Source organism: Micromonospora sp. NBC_01699 (assembly GCF_036250065.1).
Lineage (GTDB): Bacteria > Actinomycetota > Actinomycetes > Mycobacteriales > Micromonosporaceae > Micromonospora_G.
This window is the reverse complement of record NZ_CP109199.1, coordinates 696,286-718,694: the sequence shown is the minus strand read 5'-3', so window position 1 is coordinate 718,694 and position 22,409 is coordinate 696,286. Positions and strand designations below refer to the sequence as shown.

Genomic DNA, 22,409 nt, shown 5'->3' with positions numbered 1-22,409 from the left:
CCGTGGCCGCCGGCGGTACCGACACCGGAACCCGGTCGGACCGGGACCGGCCCACCGGAGGTCGTGCCGAAGACACACCGCGCGCCGGGCGAACACGGTTCAGCGCGCCGAGGTGGTTTCCCGTACCCACGGCAACGTCAGGTACTCGACCAGGACCAGGCCGTAGTAGAGCACGATGCTCATGATCCCGATCAGCAGGATCGCCACCCACGCGGTGGCACTGTCACCCTGACCACCGAACTGGATGATCTGCGTACCCAGGCCCTTGCCGGCGCCGGCCTGGAACTCCCCGATCACCGCGCCGATCGCGGCCAGCGGCATGGCCACCTTCAGGCCGACGAAGATCTGCGGCAGCGCGGCCGGCATCCGTACCTTGCGGAACGCCTGGAACCGCGACGCGTGCAGCGACCTGGCCAGCTCGACCAGGTCGGAGGGGGTGGCGGTCAGCCCGGACGTGGTGGCGAGCACGATCGGGAAGAAGCAGAGCAGGAACACCATGATCAGGATTGGCTGCTGTCCCCAACCGAAGGCGAAGACGAGCAACGGCGCGATCGTCACCTTCGGGATGGCGTTGATCCCGATCAGCAGCGGGGAGAACATCCGTTCCAGGGTCTGTGAGGCGGCCAGCGCGAGCCCGATCAGGACCCCCGCCACGGTGGAGAGCAGGAAGCCGATCAGGGTCTCCAGCGTGGTCTCCAGCATCCCCTCGAACAGCAGGGTCGGCTTGGCGGTGAACGCGTCCAGCACCTCCCCCGGTGGCGGCAGCACAGCCGGGTGGACCAGCGAGAACACGTCCGTGGAAAGCCACCACCCGAGGATCGTGACCACCATCCCGACCACCGGCCAGAGGGCCGTCCGTGCCACCGACCCACCGATCCGACGCTCCCGGCGCACGGCCGCGCGCGCCCTGGGTCGTACCTCGGTCAACTCGGCCATTTCTTGGTCTCACACTCCTCATTCGGTCCGGCGGTCGGCCGGCTCCTCATTCGGTCCGGCTGATCGGCCGACTGCTGACGCGGTCCGGCGATCGGCCGGCTGCTGACTCGGTCCGGGCGGGAACCGGCACTTCGGCCGGGGCCGGCGGGGGCCGGAACAGAGCGGGGGTACACCCGCCGGTGTGACCGGTGGGTGTACCCCCGTGACGCTGGAACGCTCAGGCCTTCGGCGTCAGGTTGACGTCGATGAGCTGCTCGGGGGTCAGGCCCGGCGGGATCGCGCCGGCACCCTGGAGGATCGCGATACTGCGGGCGACCCGGTCGGTGTCGATGGTGCCGACCGCCGTACCCGTACCGGCGGAACGGACGAACGCGGCCATCAGCGCACACTCGGCGGCGGCCGGCGCGGCGGCGGCGGTCGGAACGTTCTTGTTCAGGATCTGGCCGGCCTCCTCGGGGTTGTCGATGCTGGCGATGAGCCCCTTGATCAGCGCGGCGCTGAACCGCTTGACCTTCTCCGGGTCCTCCTTGGCGATCTTGGTCGAGGTGACCAGCACGTTGCCGTAGAGGTCGGTCATCACGTCGCTGTACGGCAGCACGACGGCCTTCTTGCCCTTCGCCGCCGCCTCGACCGTGGGCTTGCCCACGACGAACTGCCCGATACCCTGGGCGGAACCCGCGGCCAGCAGACCGATCAGACCGGCCGGTTCACCATCGCGCCAGGTGACCTTGCTCACGTCGACCCCGGCGAGCTTGGCGTACGTCGGGAACAGGTTGCGCACCACCGAGCTGGGGCTGTCGACGAGCGTCTTGCCCTCAAGGTCCTTCGGGGTGGTGATGCCCTTGTCATCGAGGGTGATGATCGCGGCCATGGTGCGCTGCTGGATGCCGGCGACCACGGTCACCTCCTTGGCCTCCGCGCTCCCGGTGCCCCGGGCCTGGAGGATGCCGGTGAGGTCGAGCGGGGTGAACATCGCGGTACCGGTGGCGATCGCCTTGAGGTTGTTCAGGGTCCCGCTGCCCGGCTTGATGTCGACGTCGAACCCGGCTTCCTTGAAGTAGCCCTTGTCCTTGGCGACGTACGCGTACGCGTCCCGACCGAAGTTGGCGAACGAGGTCAGGTAGGTGACCTTCTCCAGCGTCTTGTTGTCACCGCCACCGCTGGCCGTGTCGGAACCATCCGAGCCACTGCAACCGGTCGCGATGGCCAGGGTGCTGGCCAGGGCGGCGATGGCGAACGTACGGGTGAACCTGTTCATGAACACCATTTCCTTTCGACCGGCGGCTTTCGACCGTCCGGAGGGGGCCGTTCGGGGCGGGGCGGCTCGGGGCCGGGGGGTGGGCGCCGGGCCGTGGTTAAGGAAACTTCGCGGGCACAGCGTACGAGAACCCCACCTTTGCCCCGCCAGGCGTGTCATGTTGCGGAATGGAAACAAACTGGTATCGCCCCCTGGGGTGTCCGTTCGCCGACATTCCGGATAACCTGTCCGGGGTGTTGACCTGCCAACGTTGGATGGGGAGCCTGCCGGATGATCCGACTCGCGGGGGTGTCCCGTACCTTCACCGGGCGATCGGGCACCGTGGAAGCGTTGCGTGGCATCGATTTGGACGTCGCCGAGGGCGAGTTCGTGGCGATTCTCGGCCGTTCCGGCTGCGGCAAGTCCACTCTGCTCCGACTCATCGCCGGCCTACTACCGACAACCGAAGGCGAAATTACGGTCGGTGGCGAAAGGGTTACTAAAACCCGACGCGATATCGCCATGCTCTTCCAGCGCCCCGCCCTGCTGCCCTGGCGATCGGTGCTGGACAACGTGCTGCTGCCGGTCGAGATCTTCGGCTGGCGCCGCGCGGCCCACCGGACCCGCGCGATGGAACTACTGGAAATGGCCGGCCTCGGCGGCTTCGAGAAGCGGCTGCCGCACGAACTCTCCGGCGGCATGCAACAACGGGTATCACTCTGTCGGTCACTGGTTGGTAACCCTCGGGTGATGCTGATGGACGAACCGTTCTCCGCCCTCGACGCCCTCACCCGTGAGGAACTGTCGGTGGAACTCCAGCGGGTGCACATGGAGAACGCCGCCACCATCGTCTTCGTCACCCACTCGATCGACGAGGCCGTACTGCTCGCCGACCGGGTGGTCGTGCTGAGCCCGCGCCCCGGACGCATCCGCAAGGTGGTCGACATCAACATTCCCCGGCCGCGCACCCTTGGCCGCAACGCCCATCTCGAAGAGGTGGCCCGTTGCAGTGCCGACCTGCACGAACTACTGATGGAGCGCGATTCCCCGGCGGCAGCCGGGACGAGAGGTCGATAGACGTGCGAGTTTCCCTCTTCACCGAGCCGCATCGCGGCGCCACCTACGACGACCAACTCCGCATGGTTCGACTCGCCGAGGACAGCGGGTTCGAGGGCTGGCTGCGCGCCGACCACTACCAGGCGATGGGTGCCGACCCCGGACTGCCCGGTCCGACCGACGCGTGGATCACCCTGGCCGGGCTGGCCCGGGAAACCTCCCGGATCAGGCTCGGCACCCTGGTCACCTCGTCCACCTTCCGGCTGCCCGGTCCGCTCGCGGTGATCGTGGCCCAGGTGGACCAGATGAGCGGCGGCCGGGTCGACCTCGGCATCGGCGCCGGCTGGTACGAGCGGGAGCACCTCGCGTACGGCATCCCGTTCCCGCCGGTCGGCGAGCGGTTCAACCGGCTGGCCGAACAGCTCGCCGTCATCACCGGCCTGTGGCGTACGCCGCTCGGCGAGCGGTTCAACCACCAGGGCGAGTACTACCAACTCGTCGACGCACCCGCCCTGCCCAAGCCGGTCCAGGTGCCCGGCCCGCCGATCATCGTCGGCGGCAAGGGCCTGAAGCGGACCCCGGCACTGGCCGCCCGGTTCGCGCACGAGTTCAACATGCCGTTCAAGTCGGTCAAGGAAACCGCCGAGGCGTACGAGCGGGTGCTGGGCGCGTGCCAGACGGTGGACCGGGCCGCGAACGGGCTGGACCCGCTGGTGCTCTCCACCGGCATCGTGGTGGCGATCGGCCGCAACGAGGCCGAGGCCAAGCGCCGGGCGGCCCCCCTGCACGAGAAGAGCGCGCTGCCGCCGGAGGACCCGGTAGTCGGCTCGCCGGCCCAGTTGGTGGAGCGGATCGGCGAGTTCGGCGAGATCGGCGCCGGTCGGGTGCACCTGCGGCTGACCGAGCTGACCGACCTCGACCACCTGGAACTCATCGCCTCCGAGGTGCTGCCACAACTGGATGTCACGCCGTGACGGGGCAGCCGAAGTAGTCGCCGACGCGCTGGCGCCAGGGTGGCGATCCAACCCGACGGGCCGTAACCTGCCCCGCATGGCCTTTCGGACCTGGGGCAGGCTGCTGCTCGTCGCCCTCGGCGTCGGCGTACTGGCCGGAGCGGGCCAGCTCGGCTTCGCGTACGGCTTCGGCATCGTGCGCTTCGCCCGTACCTTCGACGCGACCACCGTCAGTCAGTGGACCGCCCAGCTCGCCTGGGTGAGTTGGTTCACCATGGTGGCCGCGGTCGTCGGTGCGGTGATCGCGGACCGGCTGGCCCGACGGTACGACTACCGCCCGACCCTCGGCACCCGACTGGCACTCGCCGCGGCCGCCGCTCTCGGTGCCGGCGCCGTGGCGCCGCTGTCCATGCAACCGGCCCGTGCCGCGCAGGTCGCGTCGGTGGACCCGGTCCTCGCCGCCGGCCTCGTCGCCGGGCTCGGCGCACTGGTCGGGTTCGCGGCGGCGGTGGCGGCACTGCACCAGTCACCGGCGAGCTGGAACGTCGCGCTTGTCACCGGCGGCATCTGGCTGCTGGCGCTGATCTCGGTTATGCCGTCACTCGGCCCGACCGACCCGCTACCCGCCGTACGACTGGGTGTGCCGGACCCGACCTGGCTGAGTGCCGGCACCACCCAGCGGTTGGCGGTCGTGACGATGCCGGCACTGGCACTGGTCGCCGGGGCGCTGACCGGCGCGCTCGCCCGTTGGCGCAATCATTCGACGCTGGTGGTCGCGACCGCCGGGGCGGTAGGACCGGCGATGCTCGCCCTGGCCTACCTCGCCGCCGGTCCGGGCGACTCGGCCGACAAGTACCAGGCGGCGCCGTACTGGGGTGCACTGGTCGCGACCGGCGCGGGCGCGCTCGGCTCGGTGCTCGCCGCGGTGATGCGTTGGCCCTTGACCAGCGAGACGGCCACCCAGGTTCCGCTGCAACCGACCGAGATCCTCCAGCGGGTACGCACCCCGCAGCCCGCACCGGGCGAACCGTCCGAGACCTGGGCCAACCGTCCGACGGACCAGTGGACCGACCCGGCGTCCGAGCCTCACCTCTCAACGGACCTCCCGGCCTCCGATCGCCTCTCGACGGACCTGCCGGGCGGCAACCGCCTCTCGACCGACCTGCCGGGCGGCGACGCGAAGCAGGCGTGGCAGGACCAGCCGACCGGGGTGTGGGCCGCCCATCCGGACGACAGCTCCGCCAGCCGGTCAACCGGTCGCTCAGCCGGCCGGTCGACCGAACCCGGCGCCATCCCGAGCCCGCGCCGCTCCCGCGAGACCGACCCGCTGCTGAGCGACCCGCTGCTGAGCGACCCGCTGCCCAGCAAACCGCTGCCCACCGGCTCGGCGTCCTCGTTCCCCGCTTACACCCCGCCGCCAACGGCCGGCGGCGGGATCCAGCTCACCGGCGACCGCTTCGCCTCGGAAACCGCCGCGCAGCTCGCACCCGGCACATCGGACGGTCCCGAATCCACGAACTCTGGCGATTCCGACCTTTCGTCATCTTCCGCCGCCCGCCCGGCGCCCCCATCGCCGCTCCCGCCGCCCCCCGCCCCCTCGGCGCAGGTCCCACCACGGGCCGCCCCCGCGCCCCTGCTCCCACCACCGGCCGCTCCGTCTCCCGCGACGCCCGAGCAGAACCCGGTGGGCCGGTCCGGCCGGGACGATGCGGGTGCGCCCGAGCCGACGAACCGACGCCCGGAACCGGAATGGGCCGATCCGTCGCTCGCCACCATGTCCACCGCCGACTTCTGGCCGTCGTCGGTCGACCCGCGCAAGCCGTTCGAGGAACGCACCGACAGCGGTTGGAATGCCTTCGCCGCCGGCCGGACCGACACCCCCGCTCCCGCGCCGGATTCCACCGGTCGATCCGCTGCCGAGCAACACCCGCCCCGTACGGAGAGCCGTCAACCAACCGCCCCACCCGAGCCGCCCGCCAAGACCCCCGAGTCGTCCTTCAAGACTCCCGAACCGCCCTTCAGGGCCCCCGAGTCGCCCTTCAAGGCCCCCGAACCGCTCTTCAAGACTCCCGAGTCGTCCTTCACGACTCCCGAGCCGCTCCCGGTCAGCAAGCCGTACCAGGCCCCCGACCCGCTCCCGGTCAGCAGCCCGTACCGGACTCCCGAGCCGCTCCCGAGCGGCAAGCCGTACCAGGCCCCGGAGCCGGTAGCAGGCAACGACCACTCCCCGCCCCCGCAGCCGCTGCGCAAACCCCCGTTCCGGCTCAGCGAACCGCCCCCGGCGGCGGCCCCCCGTCCGACTCCACCGGACCCCGCCCTCCGGGAACCCGAACGCCCACAGCCTCTCCGTGCCGAAAGCCCCTCCGCACCAAAACCGCAACCAAAACCGGAACCGACACCACACCAGCGGCCCGACCCAACGCCCGACCAGAGGTCCGAGCCAACGCCCGAGCGACAGTCCGACCTGCGGCCCGAGCGACAGTCCGACCCGAGGCCCGAGCGACAGTCCGACCTGCGGACCGAGGAAGCTACCGACCTGAAGGTCGAGGAAAGCCCCGAGCCGCAGGCCGAGGCCAAGTCGTCCCGCCCCCGCCGCGGCCTGTTCCGCCGCAACCGCTCGTCCGGCACCAACACCGACCCCGAGCCACCCTCAGGCGCCGACGCCGCCACACCGCAGCCTCCGGCACAACGCGGTCGCGGCCGTACGGACCGCCCGGTCCCGGCAACCGACGAGGAGTACGTCGACTGGGTCAGCGGCCTGGGTGCCCCCATTGCCCCCGAAGACCCCCGGCCCCAGGACACCCCCCGCCGTACCCTCCGCTCCTCCGGCCGCCACCACGCCGACTAACACCCCGCCCCACGAGGTTGACCACGAAGTTGACCATGAAGTTAGCAACCTCCCCCGCCCCAAAAACGGTTGCTAACTTCATGATCAACGTCACTATCGGCGGCAGCACGCGGCGGGCAGCGGGGTTGGGCCCGCCGTGACCGGCGAGGGGATCAAGCCTGACGGCCCTCGCCGGGCACGGCGGGCACAACCTCACCACCACGGAGGGCGCAACTCCACCACCACGGCGGGCACGACCTCACCCAAGGGGATCCGGGGTCACGCCAGGGGTAGGTAGACCTTCCCACCCGACTCGACGAACTCCGACGACTTCTCCTGCATCCCGCGGGCCGCGTACTCCTTCAGCTCCTGGGTGATTTTCATCGAGCAGAACTTCGGCCCGCACATCGAACAGAAGTGCGCCGTCTTCGCCGGCTCCGCCGGCAGGGTCGCGTCGTGGTACGCCCGAGCCGTCTCCGGGTCGAGCGAGAGGTTGAACTGGTCCTCCCAGCGGAACTCGAACCGCGCCTTGGACAGCGCGTCGTCCCAGTCCTGCGCACCGGCGTGCCCCTTGGCCAGGTCAGCCGCGTGTGCCGCGATCTTGTACGCGATCACCCCCGCCTTGACGTCGTCCCGGTCCGGCAGCCCCAGGTGCTCCTTCGGGGTGACGTAGCAGAGCATGGCGGTGCCGAACATGCCGATCATCGCCGCGCCGATGGCCGAGGTGATGTGGTCGTACGCGGGTGCGATGTCCGTCGTCAGCGGACCGAGGGTGTAGAACGGTGCCTCCTGGCACAGCTCCTGCTGGAGGTCGACGTTCTCCTTGATCTTGTGCATCGGCACGTGACCCGGTCCCTCGATCATCACTTGGACGTCGTACTCCCAGGCGATCTTTGTCAGTTCGCCGAGCGTACGCAGCTCGGCGAACTGTGCCTCGTCGTTGGCGTCGGCGATCGAGCCGGGACGCAGCCCGTCACCAAGGGAGAAGGTCACGTCGTAGCGGGCCAGGATCTCGCACAGCTCACGGAAGTTGGTGTAGAGGAAGTTCTCCCGGTGGTGCGCCAGGCACCAGGCCGCCATGATCGAGCCGCCCCGCGAGACGATGCCGGTGACCCGTTCCACGGCCAGCGGGACGTACCGCATCAGCACCCCGGCGTGCACGGTCATGTAGTCGACGCCCTGCTCGGCCTGCTCGATCACGGTCTCCCGGAACACCTCCCAGGAGAGTTTCACCGGGTCACCGCCGACCTTCTCCAGCGCCTGGTAGATCGGCACCGTACCGATCGGCACCGGTGAGTTGCGGACGATCGCCTCGCGGGTCTCGTGGATCCGCTTGCCGGTGGAGAGGTCCATCACCGTGTCCGCGCCCCACCGGGTGGCCCAGGTGAGCTTCTCCACCTCCTCGGCGACCGACGACGTCACCGCCGAGGTGCCGATGTTCGCGTTCACCTTGACCAGGAACCGCTTGCCGATGATCGCCGGCTCCACCTCGGGATGGTTGACGTTGAGCGGCAGTACCGCCCGGCCGGCGGCGATCTCCTCCCGGACGACCTCACCCGGCACCCCCTCCCGTAGCGCCACGAACTCCATCTCCGGCGTGACAATCCCGGCCCGCGCGTACGCGAGCTGGGTCGGCCGCTGGCCGTCGGTGGCGGCGAGCGGGGTACCGGCACCGCGTACGGGGGCCACATCACCGCGAGAGGCGATCCACGGGCCGCGCAGCGCCGGCAGGCCGATCTCCGGGTCGCTGCCCGGTCCGGAGGTGTCGTACAACCGGACCGGCGGGTTGTCCCCGGCCAGTTCCACCTCGGCGAACGGGACCCGGATGTCCGGCCGCGATCCCTCCACGTACACCTTGCGACGAGCGTGCATGCCCAACCTCCTGCTTGTCAGCGGGACCAACCGAAGTGGTCCAGCGGTCCATGGCCGGTGCCCAACCTCCAGTCGCGCGCACCGGCGAGCGCGCGGGCGACGTACTCCTTGGCGAACACGATCGCCTCCGGGACCGGGTCTCCGAGTGCGATCCGGGCGGCAATGGCCGCCGAGAAGGAGCAACCGGTGCCGTGCGTGTTCCGGGTGGGGATACGCGGGCCGGCGAGCAGCCGGGCCCGGCCGCCGGTCCAGAACACGTCCACCGCGTCGGTCCGGTCGTCGTCACCGCCGCCGGTGACGACGACGTGGCGGGGTCCGCCGGCGGCGATCTGCTCGGCGGCGGCGACCATGTCGTCGGTGGTGGTCACCGGGCGTCCGACGATCGCCGCGGCCTCCTCCCGGTTCGGCGTCGCGACCAGGGCGTACGGCAGCAGCCGGGCCACCGCGGCGACGACGCCGAGCCGGTGGCCGCTGGTCGAGACGAGCACCGGGTCGACCACCAGGTTCGGCAGCAGACCGGCGCGGGCGTGTGCCGCCACCGCGTCCGCGACCTCCACCGTGCCGAGCATCCCGGTCTTGACGGCCAGCACCGGCAGGTCCGACAGGACGGCGTCGAGTTGTACGGTGACCAGGTCGGCGGGGGTCGGCAGGACGGCGCGTACCTGGTGGGTGTTCTGCGCGGTGAGCGCGGTGATGACGGAGGTGCCGTAGACACCGAGGGCCGCGAAGACCTTCAGGTCGGCCTGGATGCCGGCGCCCGCCCCGGAGTCGGAGCCGGCGATGGTCAGCGCCACCGGTGGCGTCACCGCCCACTCTCCCGTACCGCTTCCCCCGCCCGGTCGGTGAGCCGGGCGACCAGGTCGGCCGGGTCGTCGGCGCGCATGACCGCGCCCATCACCGCCACCCCGGCCGCGCCGGCCCGCAGGCAGGCGGCGACCTGGTCGGGTTCGGCGACGCCGCCGAGGGCGAGGACCGGGACCGGGGTACGCCGGACCAGCCGGGCCAGGCCGACCGGGTGCAGCGGTGGGCCGTACCCGGGTTTGGACGGGCTCGAGAAGATCGGGGAGAGGGTCACGTAGTCCTCCGTTGACAGTCGGCCCAGCTCGGCCTCGTCGTGGCAGGAGCGGCCGACCAGGGCCAGCCCGGGTGGCGGGTACGGCCCGGCCGCGGGCAGGTGCACCGCCCCACCGCCGAGCGGGTCGGGGCCGGCGACCAGCAGCGTTCCGCCGGCCGGGGCGAGGATCCCCCGCAGGTTCTCGGCGAGGGCCAGTCGCTCGTCGCGGGGCAGGTCGGTTTCCCGGAGCAGGACCCAGCGGGCGCCGCCGTCGACCGCCGCCCGGATCAGTTCGGGCAGTTCCCGGCGGGCCTGCCGACGGTCGGTGACCACCACCAGGCCGCTCGGCGTACCCGGCGGAAACGGCGGGCGGACACCGTCGCCGTCGGGTCCGGCCCGGAGCGGGACGGCACCGTCGGGGTACAGGCGATCGGTGTACGGGCGATCCGGGTACGGGCGATCCGGGTACGAGCGGTGCGGCGGCTCCGAGACCGGTTCGAGCCGCTGGCCGGTCACAGCTCCGGCCGTCCCTCGTCGGGGCTGGAGGCCAGCGCGTGGAACCGTCGGGGAATCCGGCCGGCGCGGGCGGCGAGCCAGCCCGCCTCGACGGCGTACCGCATGGCGGTTGCCATCCGGGCCGGTTCGGCGGCCCGGGTCACCGCGCTGGCCAGCAGCACCGCGTCGCAGCCCAGTTCCATGGCGAGGGCGGCGTCGGAGGCGGTGCCGATGCCGGCGTCGAGGATGACCGGCACGTCGACGCTCTGCCGGATCAGCCGGATGTGGTGCGGGTTGCCGATGCCGAGTCCGGAGCCGATCGGCGCGCCGGCCGGCATCACCGCGGCGCAGCCCGCCTCGGCGAGCCGGCGGGCGAGCACCGGATCGTCGCTGGTGTACGGCAGCACGGTGAAGCCGTCGGCCACCAGCTGGTCGGCGGCGTGCAGCAACTCGACCGCGTCCGGCAGCAGGGTACGGTCGTCGCCGATCACCTCCAGCTTGACCCAGGACGTGTCGAACGCCTCGCGGGCGAGCCGGGCGACCTTGACCGCCTCGGCGGCGGTGTAGCAGCCGGCGGTGTTCGGCAGCAGCCGTACGCCGCACCGGTCGAGCATCTCCAACAGCCCGCCGTGCATGGTGGCGGCGGTGTCGACCCGGCGCAGCGCGACGGTGACCAGTTCGGTGCCGCTGGCCCGGATCGCCTGCTCCAGTACGTGCAGGTTGGCGGCGCCGCCGGTGCCGAGGATCAGCCGCGACCCGAACGACACCCCGCCCAGCTCGAACGGGCGGGTGCCCGGCCCGCCGGGTAGATCGCGTTCCGGCTCGGACATCGCGGTCACCCGCCCTGGGCCGCGGTCAGCACCTCGACCCGGTCGCCGGATCGCAGCACCGCCGCCGGCCAGCCGGCCCGGGGGACGACCTCGCCGTTGACCGCGACGGCCACGCCGCGGCCCTGGCCGGTGACGGTGGCGACGAGGTCCGCCACGGTCACCGGGCCGGGCAAGCTGTGGTCCGTACCGTTCACGGTCAGTTCCACCGAAGCCTCAGCCTCTGCGGTCACCGGATCTCCTCCCTGCTCGGGGCGTGTTCGGTCCGGGTGAACCGGTCCGGGGTGAACGGCGCCAGCGCCGGGTCGACGACGCCGCTGGTGAGCAGGTCGACGACCCGTTCGGCGGTCACCGGGGTCAGCAGGATGCCGTGCCGGTAGTGCCCGGAGGCCACGATCACGTCGGGGCGGTCGGCCAGCGGGCCGATGACCGGGGCGTTGTCCGGGGTACCGGGTCGGTGACCGGCCATGGTCTCGGCGAGTTCGTACTCGGCGAGTTCCGGCACCAGGTCGGTCGCGTCGCGGAGCAGTTCGAGCACCCCGCCGGCGGTGACGGTGTGGTCGGCGCGTTCCTCGACGGTGGCGCCGACGACCACCTCGCCGTCGTGCCGGGGAACCAGGTAGACCGTGCGGCCGTCGTTGTAGCCCCGGATCACGTGCCGGAAGGCCGGTGGTTCCCCGCCGGGTGCGCGCAGCCGGAGGATCTGTCCCTTCACCGGCCGGATCGGCAGTCCGGTCAGGGCGGCGGCACCGCAGCCGGCGGCGACCACCACGGTGCCGGCGTCGAGTTCGGCGAGGTCGCGCACGGCGGCCGACACGAGTACCACCCCGGACCGGAGGGCGGCCAGCCGCAGGGCGGGGACCAGGCGGCGCGGGTCGACCTGGTGGTCGTCGGGCGCGTGCGCGCCGCCGCGTACCCGGGGGGCGAGCAACGGCTCGCGGTCGTGCAGCCCGGTCGCGTCCAGTGCGGTGATCGGCAGCCCGAGTCCCCGCTGGTACGTCCAGAGCCGGCGGGCCTGCGCCAGGTCGTCGGCGGTGCGCCCGACCACCAGGGTGCCCTCGGTGCGGTAGCCGAGGTCGGCGACTCCGGTCAGTCCGGCGGCGGCCGCCACCTCGGCGGCGAAGCGGGGCCACCGGGCGGCGGAGTCGAGCAGCAGCCGGGTCAGCGCCTCCTCGCCGAAGGACGCCTCGGCGACCGGGGCGAGCATGCCGGCGGCGACGCCGGACGCCCCGCTGCCCGGATCGGGGTCGTGCACCAGCACCCGCATTCCCCGCTGCGCGGCCCGCCAGGCGATGGCGAGTCCGATCGGACCACCGCCGACCACGGCCACGTCGGTTCGGCCGGTGGTGCGCAAGGGGCCCCGGTTCTCGGATTCCGATGGGAAGGGGGCCCCGCCTAGCACGCCGGTGCCCCGGTGCGGGCCAGGGCGGCGAGCAGTTCGGCGGTGGCGTGGGCCGGGTCGGCGGCGGCACAGATCGCGCCGACCACCGCGACGCCGTACGCGCCCGCGGCCAGCAGTTCCGGCACCCGCGCGGCGGTCACCCCGCCGATCGCGATGACCGGTACGTCCACCGCCCGCGCCACCGCGGCGATTCCGGCCGGGCCGATCGGTTCGGGCAGCCCGTCCTTGGTGGTGGTGACGTAACAGGGGCCGACGCCGAGGTAGCTGGCGCCGTCGGCGACCGCTTCGCGGGCCGGGTCGGGGGCGCGGGCGGTGGCGCCGAGCAGCGCGGTCGGTCCGAGCAGCCGGCGGGCGGCGTGCACCGGCAGGTCGAGCGCGCCGACGTGGCCACCGGCGGCGTACGCGGCGAGGGCGACGTGCAGCCGGTCGTTGACCAGGCAGGTCGCGCCGGACGGGGCGCAGAGGTCGACCACCCGCCGGGCCAGGTCGTACGCGTCGCGGTCGGTGGCGTCGTCCTCGACGCGTACCTGGACCACGAGTTCGGGTCCGGCCACGGCCAGCGCCGCACGTACCGTGGCGACAGGATCACGCCCGGTACGGGTATCGGTGACGAGATGCAAACGTCCCAGTACGGGCATAGCAAACTCCTCCCTGCGCCGGCATTACCCGGATCAGGTTCGACGGTCGGGGGCTGTCAGCCCCCCTCTCAGCCCGGTTCACCGGACTCCCGTGGGTTACTTGTCGACCACACTACGACGGCGGGACGGATCCGCCAAGGGGTCGCACGTCACAGCGGCCCGCCTCGGCCGGTTGAGGTGGGCCGGAACACCGAAGGGGTTTTGTCTGTCCTATCCGGAAGATCCACCTCGGTTACCCAACCGTTACCCGAATTGGCTTGTTGCTGTATTGCCCGCCCAACGCTGACCAGCATTAATTTGTTCAGCGACAAGACAAATTTCGGCTGCACAGCCACGGCGGGCCACGCAGCCGAAACCCACCACCCCCCGAACCGGTCTTCGGCGAGCCGGCCGGGGATCCCCCGTGTCCCCAGCGGACGAAGGAGATCCTTCGTGTCAAGACCTCGCCCGCGCCACGCGCTGCGCGGCGCCCTCAGCCATGCGCTGCTGAGTCTCGCGGTCGCTGTCACCTCGACGGCGGCCGCACTCGTAGCAGCCCCGAGCGCCGCACAGGCGGCCCCGGCCGCCGCGGCTGCCGACCCGTACTCCGTACTGGTCTTCTCCAAGACGGCCGGCTTCCGGCACGGCTCGATCCCGTCGGGCATCGCGGCCATCCAGCAGCTCGGCGCGGCGAACGGGTTCTCCGTCACCGCGACCGAGGACGGTGCCGCGTTCACCGACGCCAACCTCGCCCAGTACAAGGCGGTGATCTGGCTCTCCACCACCGGTGACGTGCTCGACGACACCCAGCAGGCGGCGTTCGAGCGCTACGTCGAGGCCGGCGGCGGGTACGTCGGTATCCACGCCGCCTCGGACACCGAGTACAACTGGCCGTGGTACGGCGGACTGGTCGGCGCGTACTTCAACGCGCACCCGGCCAACCAGCAGGCCACGGTGAAGGTCGAGGACCCGGCGCACCCGTCCACCGCCGGCCTGCCGGCCCAGTGGTCCCGCTTCGACGAGTGGTACAACTTCCGGACCAACCCGCGCGCGAACCTGCACGTGCTGGCCAGCCTGGACGAGCGCAGCTACACCCCGGGCACCGGCGCGATGGGCGCCGACCACCCGACCGCGTGGTGTCAGGACTACGAGGGTGGCCGATCCTGGTACACCGGCGGCGGCCACACCAACGAGTCGTTCGCGGAACCGCAGTTCCTCACCCACCTGCTCGGCGGCATCGAGACCGCCGCGGGTGTCGTGGACGCCGATTGCAGCGCGTCGAAGACCAGCAGCTTCGAGAAGGTGTCGTTGGACAACAACACCAACAACCCGATGGAGCTGGACATCGCCCCCGACGGGCGGGTCTTCTACGTCGAGCGCGACGGCCGGATCCAGATCATCAAGCCGAACACCGGCACCACGGTCACCGCGGTGACCCTGCCGGTCTTCACCGGTAACGAGGACGGTCTGCTGGGCATCCAGCTCGACCCGGACTTCGCCACCAACAACTGGGTGTACGTCTACTACGCACCCAACGGCGGCGCGGCCCGCAACTACCTCTCCCGGTTCACCGTCGAGGGCGACACCATCAACGCCGCCACCGAGAAGGTGGTGCTCCAGATCCCGACGCAGCGCAACACGTGCTGCCACGCGGGCGGCAGCATCACCTTCGACAGCCAGGGCAACCTCTACCTGGCGCTCGGTGACAACACCAACCCGTTCGAGTCGGACTCCTTCACCCCGATCGACGAGCGGCCGGGCCGGCAGGACTACGACGCGCAGCGTTCCTCGGGCAACACCAACGACCTGCGCGGCAAGGTGCTCCGGATCCACCCGGAGGACGACGGCACCTACACCGTGCCGGCCGGCAACCTGTTCGCCCCGGGCACCGCGCAGACCAAGCCCGAGATCTACGCGATGGGCTTCCGGAACCCGTTCCGGATCGGCGTCGACCCGCAGACCGACACCCTGTACGTCGGTGACTACGGCCCGGACGCCGGCGCGGCGAACCCGAACCGTGGCCCCGAGGGCACGGTCGAGTGGAACATCGTCACGCCGGGCAACTACGGCTGGCCGTACTGCCACGGTGCGAACTACGCGTACAACGACTACCCGTTCCCGTCGGGACCGAGTGGTGCGAAGTTCAACTGCGCGGCGCCGGTCAACAACTCGCCGAACAACACCGGCCTGACCAACCTGCCGCCGGCCATCTCGGCCACGGTCGACTTCGACTACAGCGGCAACCCGCTGTTCCCGGAGATCGGCGGCGGCGGCGCACCCATGGGTGGCCCGGTCTACCGGTACGACGAGAACCTCAACTCGGAGCGCAAGTGGCCTGCCTACTACGACGGCAAGGCGCTGCTCGGCGAGTGGAACCAGAACAAGATGTACACCATGCAGGTGAGTGCCGACGGCAAGTCGCTGGTCGACATCAACCAGCTGCTGACCGGCATGAGCATGCTGCGGCCGATGGACTTCGAGTTCGGTCCGGACGGGGCGCTGTACCTGATCGAGTGGGGTACCGGCTTCGGCGGCAACAACGACAACTCGGGCATCTACCGGATCGACTACATCGCCGGTGAGCGCTCGCCGATCGCGGTCGCCAACGCCGAACCCACCTCGGGTCCGGCTCCGCTGGCCGTGCAGTTCTCCAGTGCCGGGTCGCGTGACCCGGACGGTGGCACCCTGACGTATGCCTGGAACTTCGGCGACAACGCCACCTCGACCGACCCCAACCCGGCGCACACCTACGCGGCGGCGGGCAACTACAACGCGCAGCTCACGGTCACCAACCCCAAGGGGCGGACCGCGGTTGCCAACATTCCGGTCACGGTGGGCAACACCGCGCCGACCGTCTCCATCGAGTTCCCGCCGGACGGCGGCTTCTTCGAGTGGGGCGACCTGGTCAAGTACAAGGTCAACGTGACCGACCCCGAGGACGGGACGATCGACTGCGACCGGGTGGTGCTCCAGTACTACCTGGGTCACGACCAGCACGCGCACCCGCTTCAGTCGTACACCGGCTGTGAGGGTTCGGTCCAGACGCTGCTCGCCTCCGGGCACGGCGCCGAGGCGAACGTCTTCGGTGTCTTCGAGGCCGTCTACACCGACGCCGGCGGCGCCGGTGGGTCGAACGCCCTGACCGGGCGGGCGATCGAGCAGCTCCAGCCGAAGCGCACCCAGGCCGAGTACTACACCTCGACCGGCCGGGTGGCCGGGTCGACCAGCGGTGGTGACCCGGGCGTGCAGCGTCAGGCGACCACCGACACCGCCGGTGGATTCGAGAACATCGGGTTCATCGAGGACGGCGACTGGTGGGCGATCGAGCCGGCGAACCTGACCGGCATCGACTCGCTCCGCTTCCGGGCCGCTTCGGCCGGCGGCGGCGCTCGGATCGAGGTCCGTACCGGCGCGGTCGACGGCCCGCTGGTCGCGACCGCCACGGTGCCGAGCACCGGTGGTTGGCAGACCTTCGTCGACGTACCGGCGGCGATCACCACCCCGAGCACCAGCAGCGGCACGCTGTACTTCGTGGCGCGTAACCCCACCGGCTCCACCGGAACCGGTGCGATCCTGAACGTGAACTGGACCGACTTCCTCGGTCGGGGTGTCACCGACAACGCCCCGCCGGTGGTCACCGCCTCCGCGAACCCCACCACCGGCGTCGCGCCGGTGCAGGTCGCCTTCAGCGGTACGGCCACCGACCCGGAGAACGACGCCCCGTTCACGTACGCCTGGGACTTCGGTGACGGCGGCACGGCGAACACCGCCAACGCCACCCACACCTACACCGTGCCGGGCAACTTCACCGCCACCCTGACCGTGACCGACGCGCGTGGTGCGGCCACGAGCGCCTACGTCCCGGTTGCGGTGACCGCGCCGAACACGTCCTGCTTCGGGGCGCGCTCGGACGACTTCACCGGTACCTCGCTGGACAAGTCGCGCTGGTCGACCGTGATCCGGGAGAACCAGCTCTACTCGGTCAGCAACGGCAGCCTGGTCCTGCCGACCGCGGTCGGTGACCTGTACGGCGGCACGAACAACGCCACCAACGTGGTGCTCCAGCCCGCCCCGAGCGGTGCCTGGCAGGCGACCACCAAGGTGACGCTGAGCGCGACCGCCAACTACCACCAGGCTGGTCTGATCGTCTACGGCGACGACGCGAACTACGCCAAGCTCGACCTGCTCTACTCGGACAGCCGCAAGTTCGAGCTGATCCGGGAGACCGCTGGCACGCCGCGCAACGAGGCCGCCGACGGGATCGCCGTACCGGCCGGGATGGGCGACACGTTCTACGTCCGGCTGACCAGTGACGGCACCAACCTGACCGGGGCCTTCTCGGTCGACGGTCAGACCTTCACCCCGGTTGGTCGGCCGGCCGCGCTGGCCGGCATCGAGAACCCGAAGGTGGGCCTGTTCGCGCTGAACGGCAACACCACGGCCTCGGTGAACGACGCCAAGTTCGACTGGTTCCAGCTCACCCCGGACGAGCCGGCCGGCCCGGTCGTGCCGTCCGACGAGTTCACCGGTACCAGCCTGGACAAGTGCAAGTGGAACGCGATCGTCCGGGAGGACCCGACCGGTTACCGGGTGACCGGTGGCGGCCTCCAGATCGACGTGCCGAACGGTGACATCTACGGAGCCGGTGGCACCCCGCCGCCGAACTTCATCCTTCAGAACGCGCCGGCCGGTGACTGGACGATCGAGACCAGGGTCGACGGCAGCCAGTTCAACGAGCAGTACCAGCAGGGCGGTCTCATCGTCTACGGCGACGACGACAACTACCTGAAGCTGGACTACATCGTCGACAACCAGCCCGGTCAGACGCTGGTACGGCGGGTCGAGTTCCGCAGCGAGATCGCCGCCGCGGTGCAGGACCCGCAGCCCAACGGTGCCAACATCACCGGCGGGATCTGGCACCTGCGGTTGGCCAAGGCCGGCAACACGTACACCGCGTCGTACTCGGCGAACGGGACCGACTGGACGGCGCTGCCGGCGCTGACCAACGCGGCCGTGGGTGCCACGCCGAAGTTCGGCCTCTTCACCCTCGGCGCGAGCCAGCAGGCGTCGAAGCCGGCGACGTTCGACTACTTCCGGGTGAGCACCGCGGTCGACGACTCGACCGCACCGGTGACCACCTCGGCAGTGGCCGGTACGCCGACCGGCGGCTGGTACACCGCCGCCACCACGGTCACCCTGGCCGCCACCGACAACACCGGTGGCAGCGGTGTGGCGAGCACCGAGTACCAGCTCGACGCGGCCACCACCTGGACCGCCTACACCGAGCCGATCCTGGTCTCCGGTGACGGTGCGCACCAGGTGCGGTTCCGCTCGACCGACGAGGCCGGCAACGTCGAGGCGACGAAGACCGTCGACCTCAAGATCGACGCGACCGCGCCGGTCACCTCGGCGACCTTCGCGCCCCCGTCCGACAGCGGATGGCACGCCGGGACGATCCCGGTGACGCTGGCCGCCACCGACGCGGGTGCCGGGGTCAGCAAGCTGGAGTGGTCCCTGGACGGTGGCGCCTGGACGCCGTACACCACGGCGGTCAACGTCAGCGGCGACGGACAGCACGAGCTGCTGTACCGGGCCACCGACGCGGCCGGTAACGCCGAGACGCTGAAGTCGGCGATCGTCAAGATCGACGGCACCAAGCCGACCGTACTGGTCTCCGGCCTCGCCGACGGCCAGCTCTACGGCGACAGCGCCGACGTACGGGTCTCCTGGCAGGCGGTCGACCCGACCTCCGGTCTGGAAGCCACCATCGGCACCCTGGACGGCCAGCCGTACGCCAACAACACCCTGCAAGCCCTCTACGACCTGTCGTTGGGCCTGCACGAGCTGACCGTCACCGCGACCGACAAGGCCGGCAACACCACGACCTCGTCGGTACGCTTCTTCGTCACCACCTCGTTCCGGGACATGCAGAACCTGCAAGACCGGTTCAAGTCCACCAGTCGGCTCTCCACCAAGGCCCACCGGCAGCTCACCAACAAGCTGACCGCGGTCCGGGACTCGGAGGCCGCCGGTGACGACAGGCGGGCGGTGCAGCAGTTGACCGCCTACAAGGCGCTGGTTGCCGACACCGCCCTGGTCACCGACGCGGATGTGCGCGACGTGCTGACCAGGGACGCCGACGCAATGATCGTCCGGCTCGGTGGCACCGCCACCAAGGCGGGCGTGAAGGCCAACGCCGACAAGTCGGTCCAGGGAGCGGGACGCCTCGCCGAGGACCCGACCCGGATCAAGCAGGGCGGCAAGCTCTAACCGTCCGCACCGCACCGCAGTAACCGCACCAGACCCGGGGCGGCCGGCCAACCAGGCCGGCCGCCCCGGCGTACACCCGGGCACCACCGTTTCCCGCACCACCCGGCCCCTCCGCACCAAATTTCGCGACCGCACAGCTCTGCCGCGGGGCCGCTCCCAGCCGACACACTGGACCCATCCCGCGGCACCGTCCGGGTGTCGGCGTGTTGAAAGGAACCTCTGATGCGACCCCTGCGAGTCCTGCTCGCCGCGCTGGCTCTCGTACCGGTGCTCCTGTTGCCCACGACGCCGGCGGCGGCTTTCGACGGCAAGCTCAACCTCGACGTGGCCGGCGACGGCGCCACCGGGGTGACCATCCGGGCCAGCTACGCCGACGGCCACCAGCTGGAGACGATCGTCCGGCTGGTGCTGACCGCGACCGACGGAACCGGCGACACCGTCGGACCGGTCCAGCTCGAACCCTCCGGCGAGGGGCAGGGGTTCTACACCACCGGGCCGATCCTCTCCCCCGGCCGCTGGCAGGTCACCGTCACCGCACCCGCGCCGAACCCGGCGGAGGCGGTGGTCACCGTCGAGGCCAAGGCCGAACAGGCGGCACCGAAGCCGGCACCCAACAATCCGGTCGCGTTGACGAAGGACCGGGGCCTGCGCTCCGGCGTGTGGTGGCTGATCGGCGGCGCGCTGCTGATCGCCGCCGCCGGCTCGGCCGTGCTGCTCGCCCGCAACCGCAACAGTTGAGCGCCATGTCCCGCCGCCCCCAACCCGCCGTGGCCGGTCGTAACGTCGGCGGCCAGCTCCGCGAGCTACGCATCCGCCGCCAGCTGAGCCTGCGCGAGGTCGCCGCCGAACTGGCCTGGCCGCCGTCCCGACTGTCCCGCCTCGAACACGGCCGCCAGCAGGTACGGACCGAGGAGGCCGCCGCCCTGCTGGTCATCTACCGGGTCACCGGTGACGAACGGGCCGCCCTGCTCCGCCAGGTCGAACGGGCCGCCGAGCCCGGCTGGTGGGAGGCGGCGGTCGGGCTCTCCGCGGAGTCGCGCACGCTGATCCACCTCGAAGCCGAGGCGACCACCATCATCGGCTGCGAGCCGCTGCTCGTACCGGGCCTGTTGCAGACCCCGGACTACACCCGGGCGGTGATGGAGTCCTGCGGTGTCCGGAAGGTGGACACCCAGCCCCGGATCGCCGCCCGGCTGGCCCGGCAGGAGATCCTGCGCCGCGACACCCCGCCGGCGTTGCACGCCCTGATCGACGAGGCCGCCCTGCGCCGCCCGGTCGGCGGGCCACAGGTGATGGCCGAGCAGCTACGGCACCTGGTCACGGCCAGCGAGCGGCCCAACGTGACCCTCCGGGTGGTGCCGCTCGCCGCCGGCGCGCACACCGGCCTGGACGGCGCCTTCGCACTGCTCGACTTCCCGCGCGACCGGTCGGTGGTCTACCTCGACCACAAGCTCACCGGCCTGTTCCTGGACGACCGGCACCAGGTCGAGTTCTTCCGGCGGGAGGCGGTCCGACTCGCGGAAGCCGCCCTGAGCCCCATCGCATCGGTAAACTTCATTGCGCGGGTGGCTGGGGAGTACGAGCGGAAGTGAGACCGCGATGACCGGGACGCAGCTTGGCGGGGCCATCTGGCGCAGGTCGAGCCGAAGCGGCTCGAATGCGAACTGCGTCGAGATGGCCTACCTCGGTACGGCCGGCGCGACCCCGGTCGGCGTACGCGACTCGAAGGACGTCGACGGGCCGGTGCTCGCCTTCGCGGCCACCGCCTGGACGTCCTTCGTCGCGGCGGCACGCCGGCACCGGCTCGGCTGACCGGCACCGCTCGGGTACCTGACCGCCGGGGGTCCGAAACGTATGCTTCCGGACCCCCGGCGGAACACTGTGGACTCCGGTCAGAGCAGGGCGCGCAGCGCGGCCAGGTCGTCGGCCGAGGGCTGCCAGCGACCGGCGGCGGCGTTCGCCCGTACCTGTTCCGGGGTGGTTGCACCGGCGATCACCGAACCGACCGCCGGCTGGGCGGCCAACCCGCCGATCGCCACCTGCAACGGGGTCAGGTCGCGCTCCGCCGCGTACTTCTCGATCGCCTCGATGGTGTCCCACGGCGCGGCGGCGAGCCGCTCGGCGAACCGCCCGTCGCCGGCGAGCCGGCTGCCGGCCGGCGCCGCCTCGTTGCGCTTGTACTTGCCGGTGAGCAGGCCGTTGGCGAGCGGGAAGAACGGCAGCAGGCCGAGGCCGAAGTGGCCGGCGGCCGGCCCGATCTCGGTCTCGACGTGCCGCTCCAGCAGGCTGTAGTGGTTCTGCGCGCTGATGAACGGCGCGTAGCCGCGATTCCGGGCCACCCAGGCGGCGTCGGCGATCTGCCAGCCGGAGAAGTTCGAGTTGCCCAGGTAGCGCACCTTGCCCGCGCGGACGAGGTCGTCCAGCGCGCTCAGCGTCTCCTCGATCGGGGTGCCGGGGTCGACCTCGTGCATCTGGTAGAGGTCGATGTAGTCGGTGCCGAGCCGACGCAGCGACGCCTCGACCGCGCGGAAGATGTAGCGGCGGGCGCCGCGCGCCCCGTGGTCCGGGCCGTTGGCCCCGAGCATGTCCATGCCGAACTTGGTGGCCAGTACGACGTCGTCGCGCCGGCCCTTCAGCGCCGCACCGAGTTGCTCCTCGGACGCGCCCTTCGGCTCGCCGTAGATGTCGGCGGTGTCGAAGAAGTTGATCCCGGCATCCAGCGCCGCGTCCACCACCGCACGGGTGCCCTGCGCGTCGAGTTTGCGGCCGAAGTTGTTGCAGCCGACACCGACGACGGACACCACGAGCCCGGAATCGCCCAACCGGCGGAAGGTCATCTCAGTCACGTGATCAACCCTATGCC

The 22,409-nt window shown here is 71.2% G+C and carries 17 protein-coding genes and 1 riboswitch; of the genes, 7 read left to right on the top strand and 10 right to left on the bottom strand.

What is annotated here, in order from left to right; genetic code table 11:
• Positions 1–99 precede the first annotated feature (99 nt).
• Positions 100–936, bottom strand: a complete 837-nt coding sequence (locus OG792_RS03295; protein ID WP_329107193.1) for an ABC transporter permease — start codon at positions 934–936, stop codon at positions 100–102.
• Positions 937–1,153: 217 nt separating this feature from the next.
• Positions 1,154–2,194 (bottom strand): ABC transporter substrate-binding protein, encoded by a 1,041-nt coding sequence (locus OG792_RS03290; protein ID WP_329107192.1) that lies wholly within the window; start codon positions 2,192–2,194, stop codon positions 1,154–1,156.
• A 270-nt stretch (positions 2,195–2,464) separates the two neighbouring features.
• Between OG792_RS03290 and OG792_RS03285 the strand changes: the two genes are divergently transcribed.
• From OG792_RS03285 to OG792_RS03275, 3 genes are all read left to right on the top strand, one after another.
• Positions 2,465–3,250 (top strand): ABC transporter ATP-binding protein, encoded by a 786-nt coding sequence (locus OG792_RS03285; protein WP_329107190.1) that lies wholly within the window; start codon positions 2,465–2,467, stop codon positions 3,248–3,250.
• Between the two features lie 2 nt (positions 3,251–3,252).
• Positions 3,253–4,203, top strand: coding sequence for an LLM class F420-dependent oxidoreductase (locus tag OG792_RS03280; protein WP_329107188.1), 951 nt, complete (start codon positions 3,253–3,255; stop codon positions 4,201–4,203).
• Positions 4,204–4,279: 76 nt separating this feature from the next.
• Positions 4,280–7,030, top strand: coding sequence for a hypothetical protein (locus OG792_RS03275; protein WP_329107186.1), 2,751 nt, complete (start codon positions 4,280–4,282; stop codon positions 7,028–7,030).
• A 258-nt stretch (positions 7,031–7,288) separates the two neighbouring features.
• On the opposite strand, the gene thiC is transcribed toward OG792_RS03275, so the two are convergent.
• The 7 genes from thiC to thiE all read right to left on the bottom strand — a co-directional run bounded on the left by thiC (position 7,289) and on the right by thiE (position 13,297).
• Positions 7,289–8,881, bottom strand: a complete 1,593-nt coding sequence (thiC, locus tag OG792_RS03270; protein ID WP_329107185.1) for a phosphomethylpyrimidine synthase ThiC — start codon at positions 8,879–8,881, stop codon at positions 7,289–7,291.
• A gap of 17 nt (positions 8,882–8,898) precedes the next feature.
• Positions 8,899–9,687 carry a bifunctional hydroxymethylpyrimidine kinase/phosphomethylpyrimidine kinase gene (gene thiD, locus OG792_RS03265; RefSeq protein ID WP_329107183.1) on the bottom strand — a complete coding sequence of 263 codons (789 nt, stop codon included), beginning with the start codon at positions 9,685–9,687 and terminating at the stop codon, positions 8,899–8,901.
• A complete protein-coding gene (locus tag OG792_RS03260; protein ID WP_329111084.1) occupies positions 9,684–10,274 on the bottom strand; it encodes a thiamine phosphate synthase in 591 nt (196 codons plus the stop codon). Before OG792_RS03260 ends, thiD begins: the two co-directional genes overlap by 4 nt.
• 173 nt (positions 10,275–10,447) lie before the next feature.
• Positions 10,448–11,260, bottom strand: coding sequence for a thiazole synthase (locus OG792_RS03255; RefSeq protein WP_329107181.1), 813 nt, complete (start codon positions 11,258–11,260; stop codon positions 10,448–10,450).
• A gap of 5 nt (positions 11,261–11,265) precedes the next feature.
• Complete coding sequence (thiS, locus tag OG792_RS03250; protein ID WP_329111082.1) at positions 11,266–11,466, bottom strand: sulfur carrier protein ThiS; 201 nt, start codon at positions 11,464–11,466, stop codon at positions 11,266–11,268.
• A gap of 20 nt (positions 11,467–11,486) precedes the next feature.
• Positions 11,487–12,611, bottom strand: coding sequence for a glycine oxidase ThiO (gene thiO, locus OG792_RS03245; RefSeq protein WP_329107180.1), 1,125 nt, complete (start codon positions 12,609–12,611; stop codon positions 11,487–11,489).
• Positions 12,612–12,652: 41 nt separating this feature from the next.
• Entirely contained in the window at positions 12,653–13,297 is a 645-nt protein-coding gene (thiE, locus tag OG792_RS03240; protein WP_329107178.1) for a thiamine phosphate synthase, read from the bottom strand.
• A riboswitch (TPP riboswitch) is annotated at positions 13,291–13,400 on the bottom strand. It overlaps the preceding gene by 7 nt.
• Before the next feature lie 329 nt (positions 13,401–13,729).
• Here thiE and OG792_RS03235 point away from each other — a divergent pair.
• The 4 genes from OG792_RS03235 to OG792_RS03220 all read left to right on the top strand — a co-directional run bounded on the left by OG792_RS03235 (position 13,730) and on the right by OG792_RS03220 (position 21,358).
• Positions 13,730–19,546: a ThuA domain-containing protein gene (locus OG792_RS03235; protein WP_329107176.1), complete on the top strand. Its 5,817-nt coding sequence runs from the start codon at positions 13,730–13,732 to the stop codon at positions 19,544–19,546.
• A gap of 222 nt (positions 19,547–19,768) precedes the next feature.
• Positions 19,769–20,284: a hypothetical protein gene (locus OG792_RS03230; protein WP_329107174.1), complete on the top strand. Its 516-nt coding sequence runs from the start codon at positions 19,769–19,771 to the stop codon at positions 20,282–20,284.
• Between the two features lie 5 nt (positions 20,285–20,289).
• Positions 20,290–21,138 (top strand): helix-turn-helix domain-containing protein, encoded by an 849-nt coding sequence (locus OG792_RS03225; RefSeq protein WP_329107172.1) that lies wholly within the window; start codon positions 20,290–20,292, stop codon positions 21,136–21,138.
• Positions 21,139–21,145: 7 nt separating this feature from the next.
• Entirely contained in the window at positions 21,146–21,358 is a 213-nt protein-coding gene (locus tag OG792_RS03220) for a DUF397 domain-containing protein (protein WP_329107170.1), read from the top strand.
• An 80-nt stretch (positions 21,359–21,438) separates the two neighbouring features.
• Here the strand turns inward: OG792_RS03220 and OG792_RS03215 are convergent, their stop codons facing one another.
• A complete protein-coding gene (locus OG792_RS03215; protein ID WP_329111080.1) occupies positions 21,439–22,383 on the bottom strand; it encodes an aldo/keto reductase in 945 nt (314 codons plus the stop codon).
• Between the last annotated feature and the right edge of the window lie 26 nt (positions 22,384–22,409).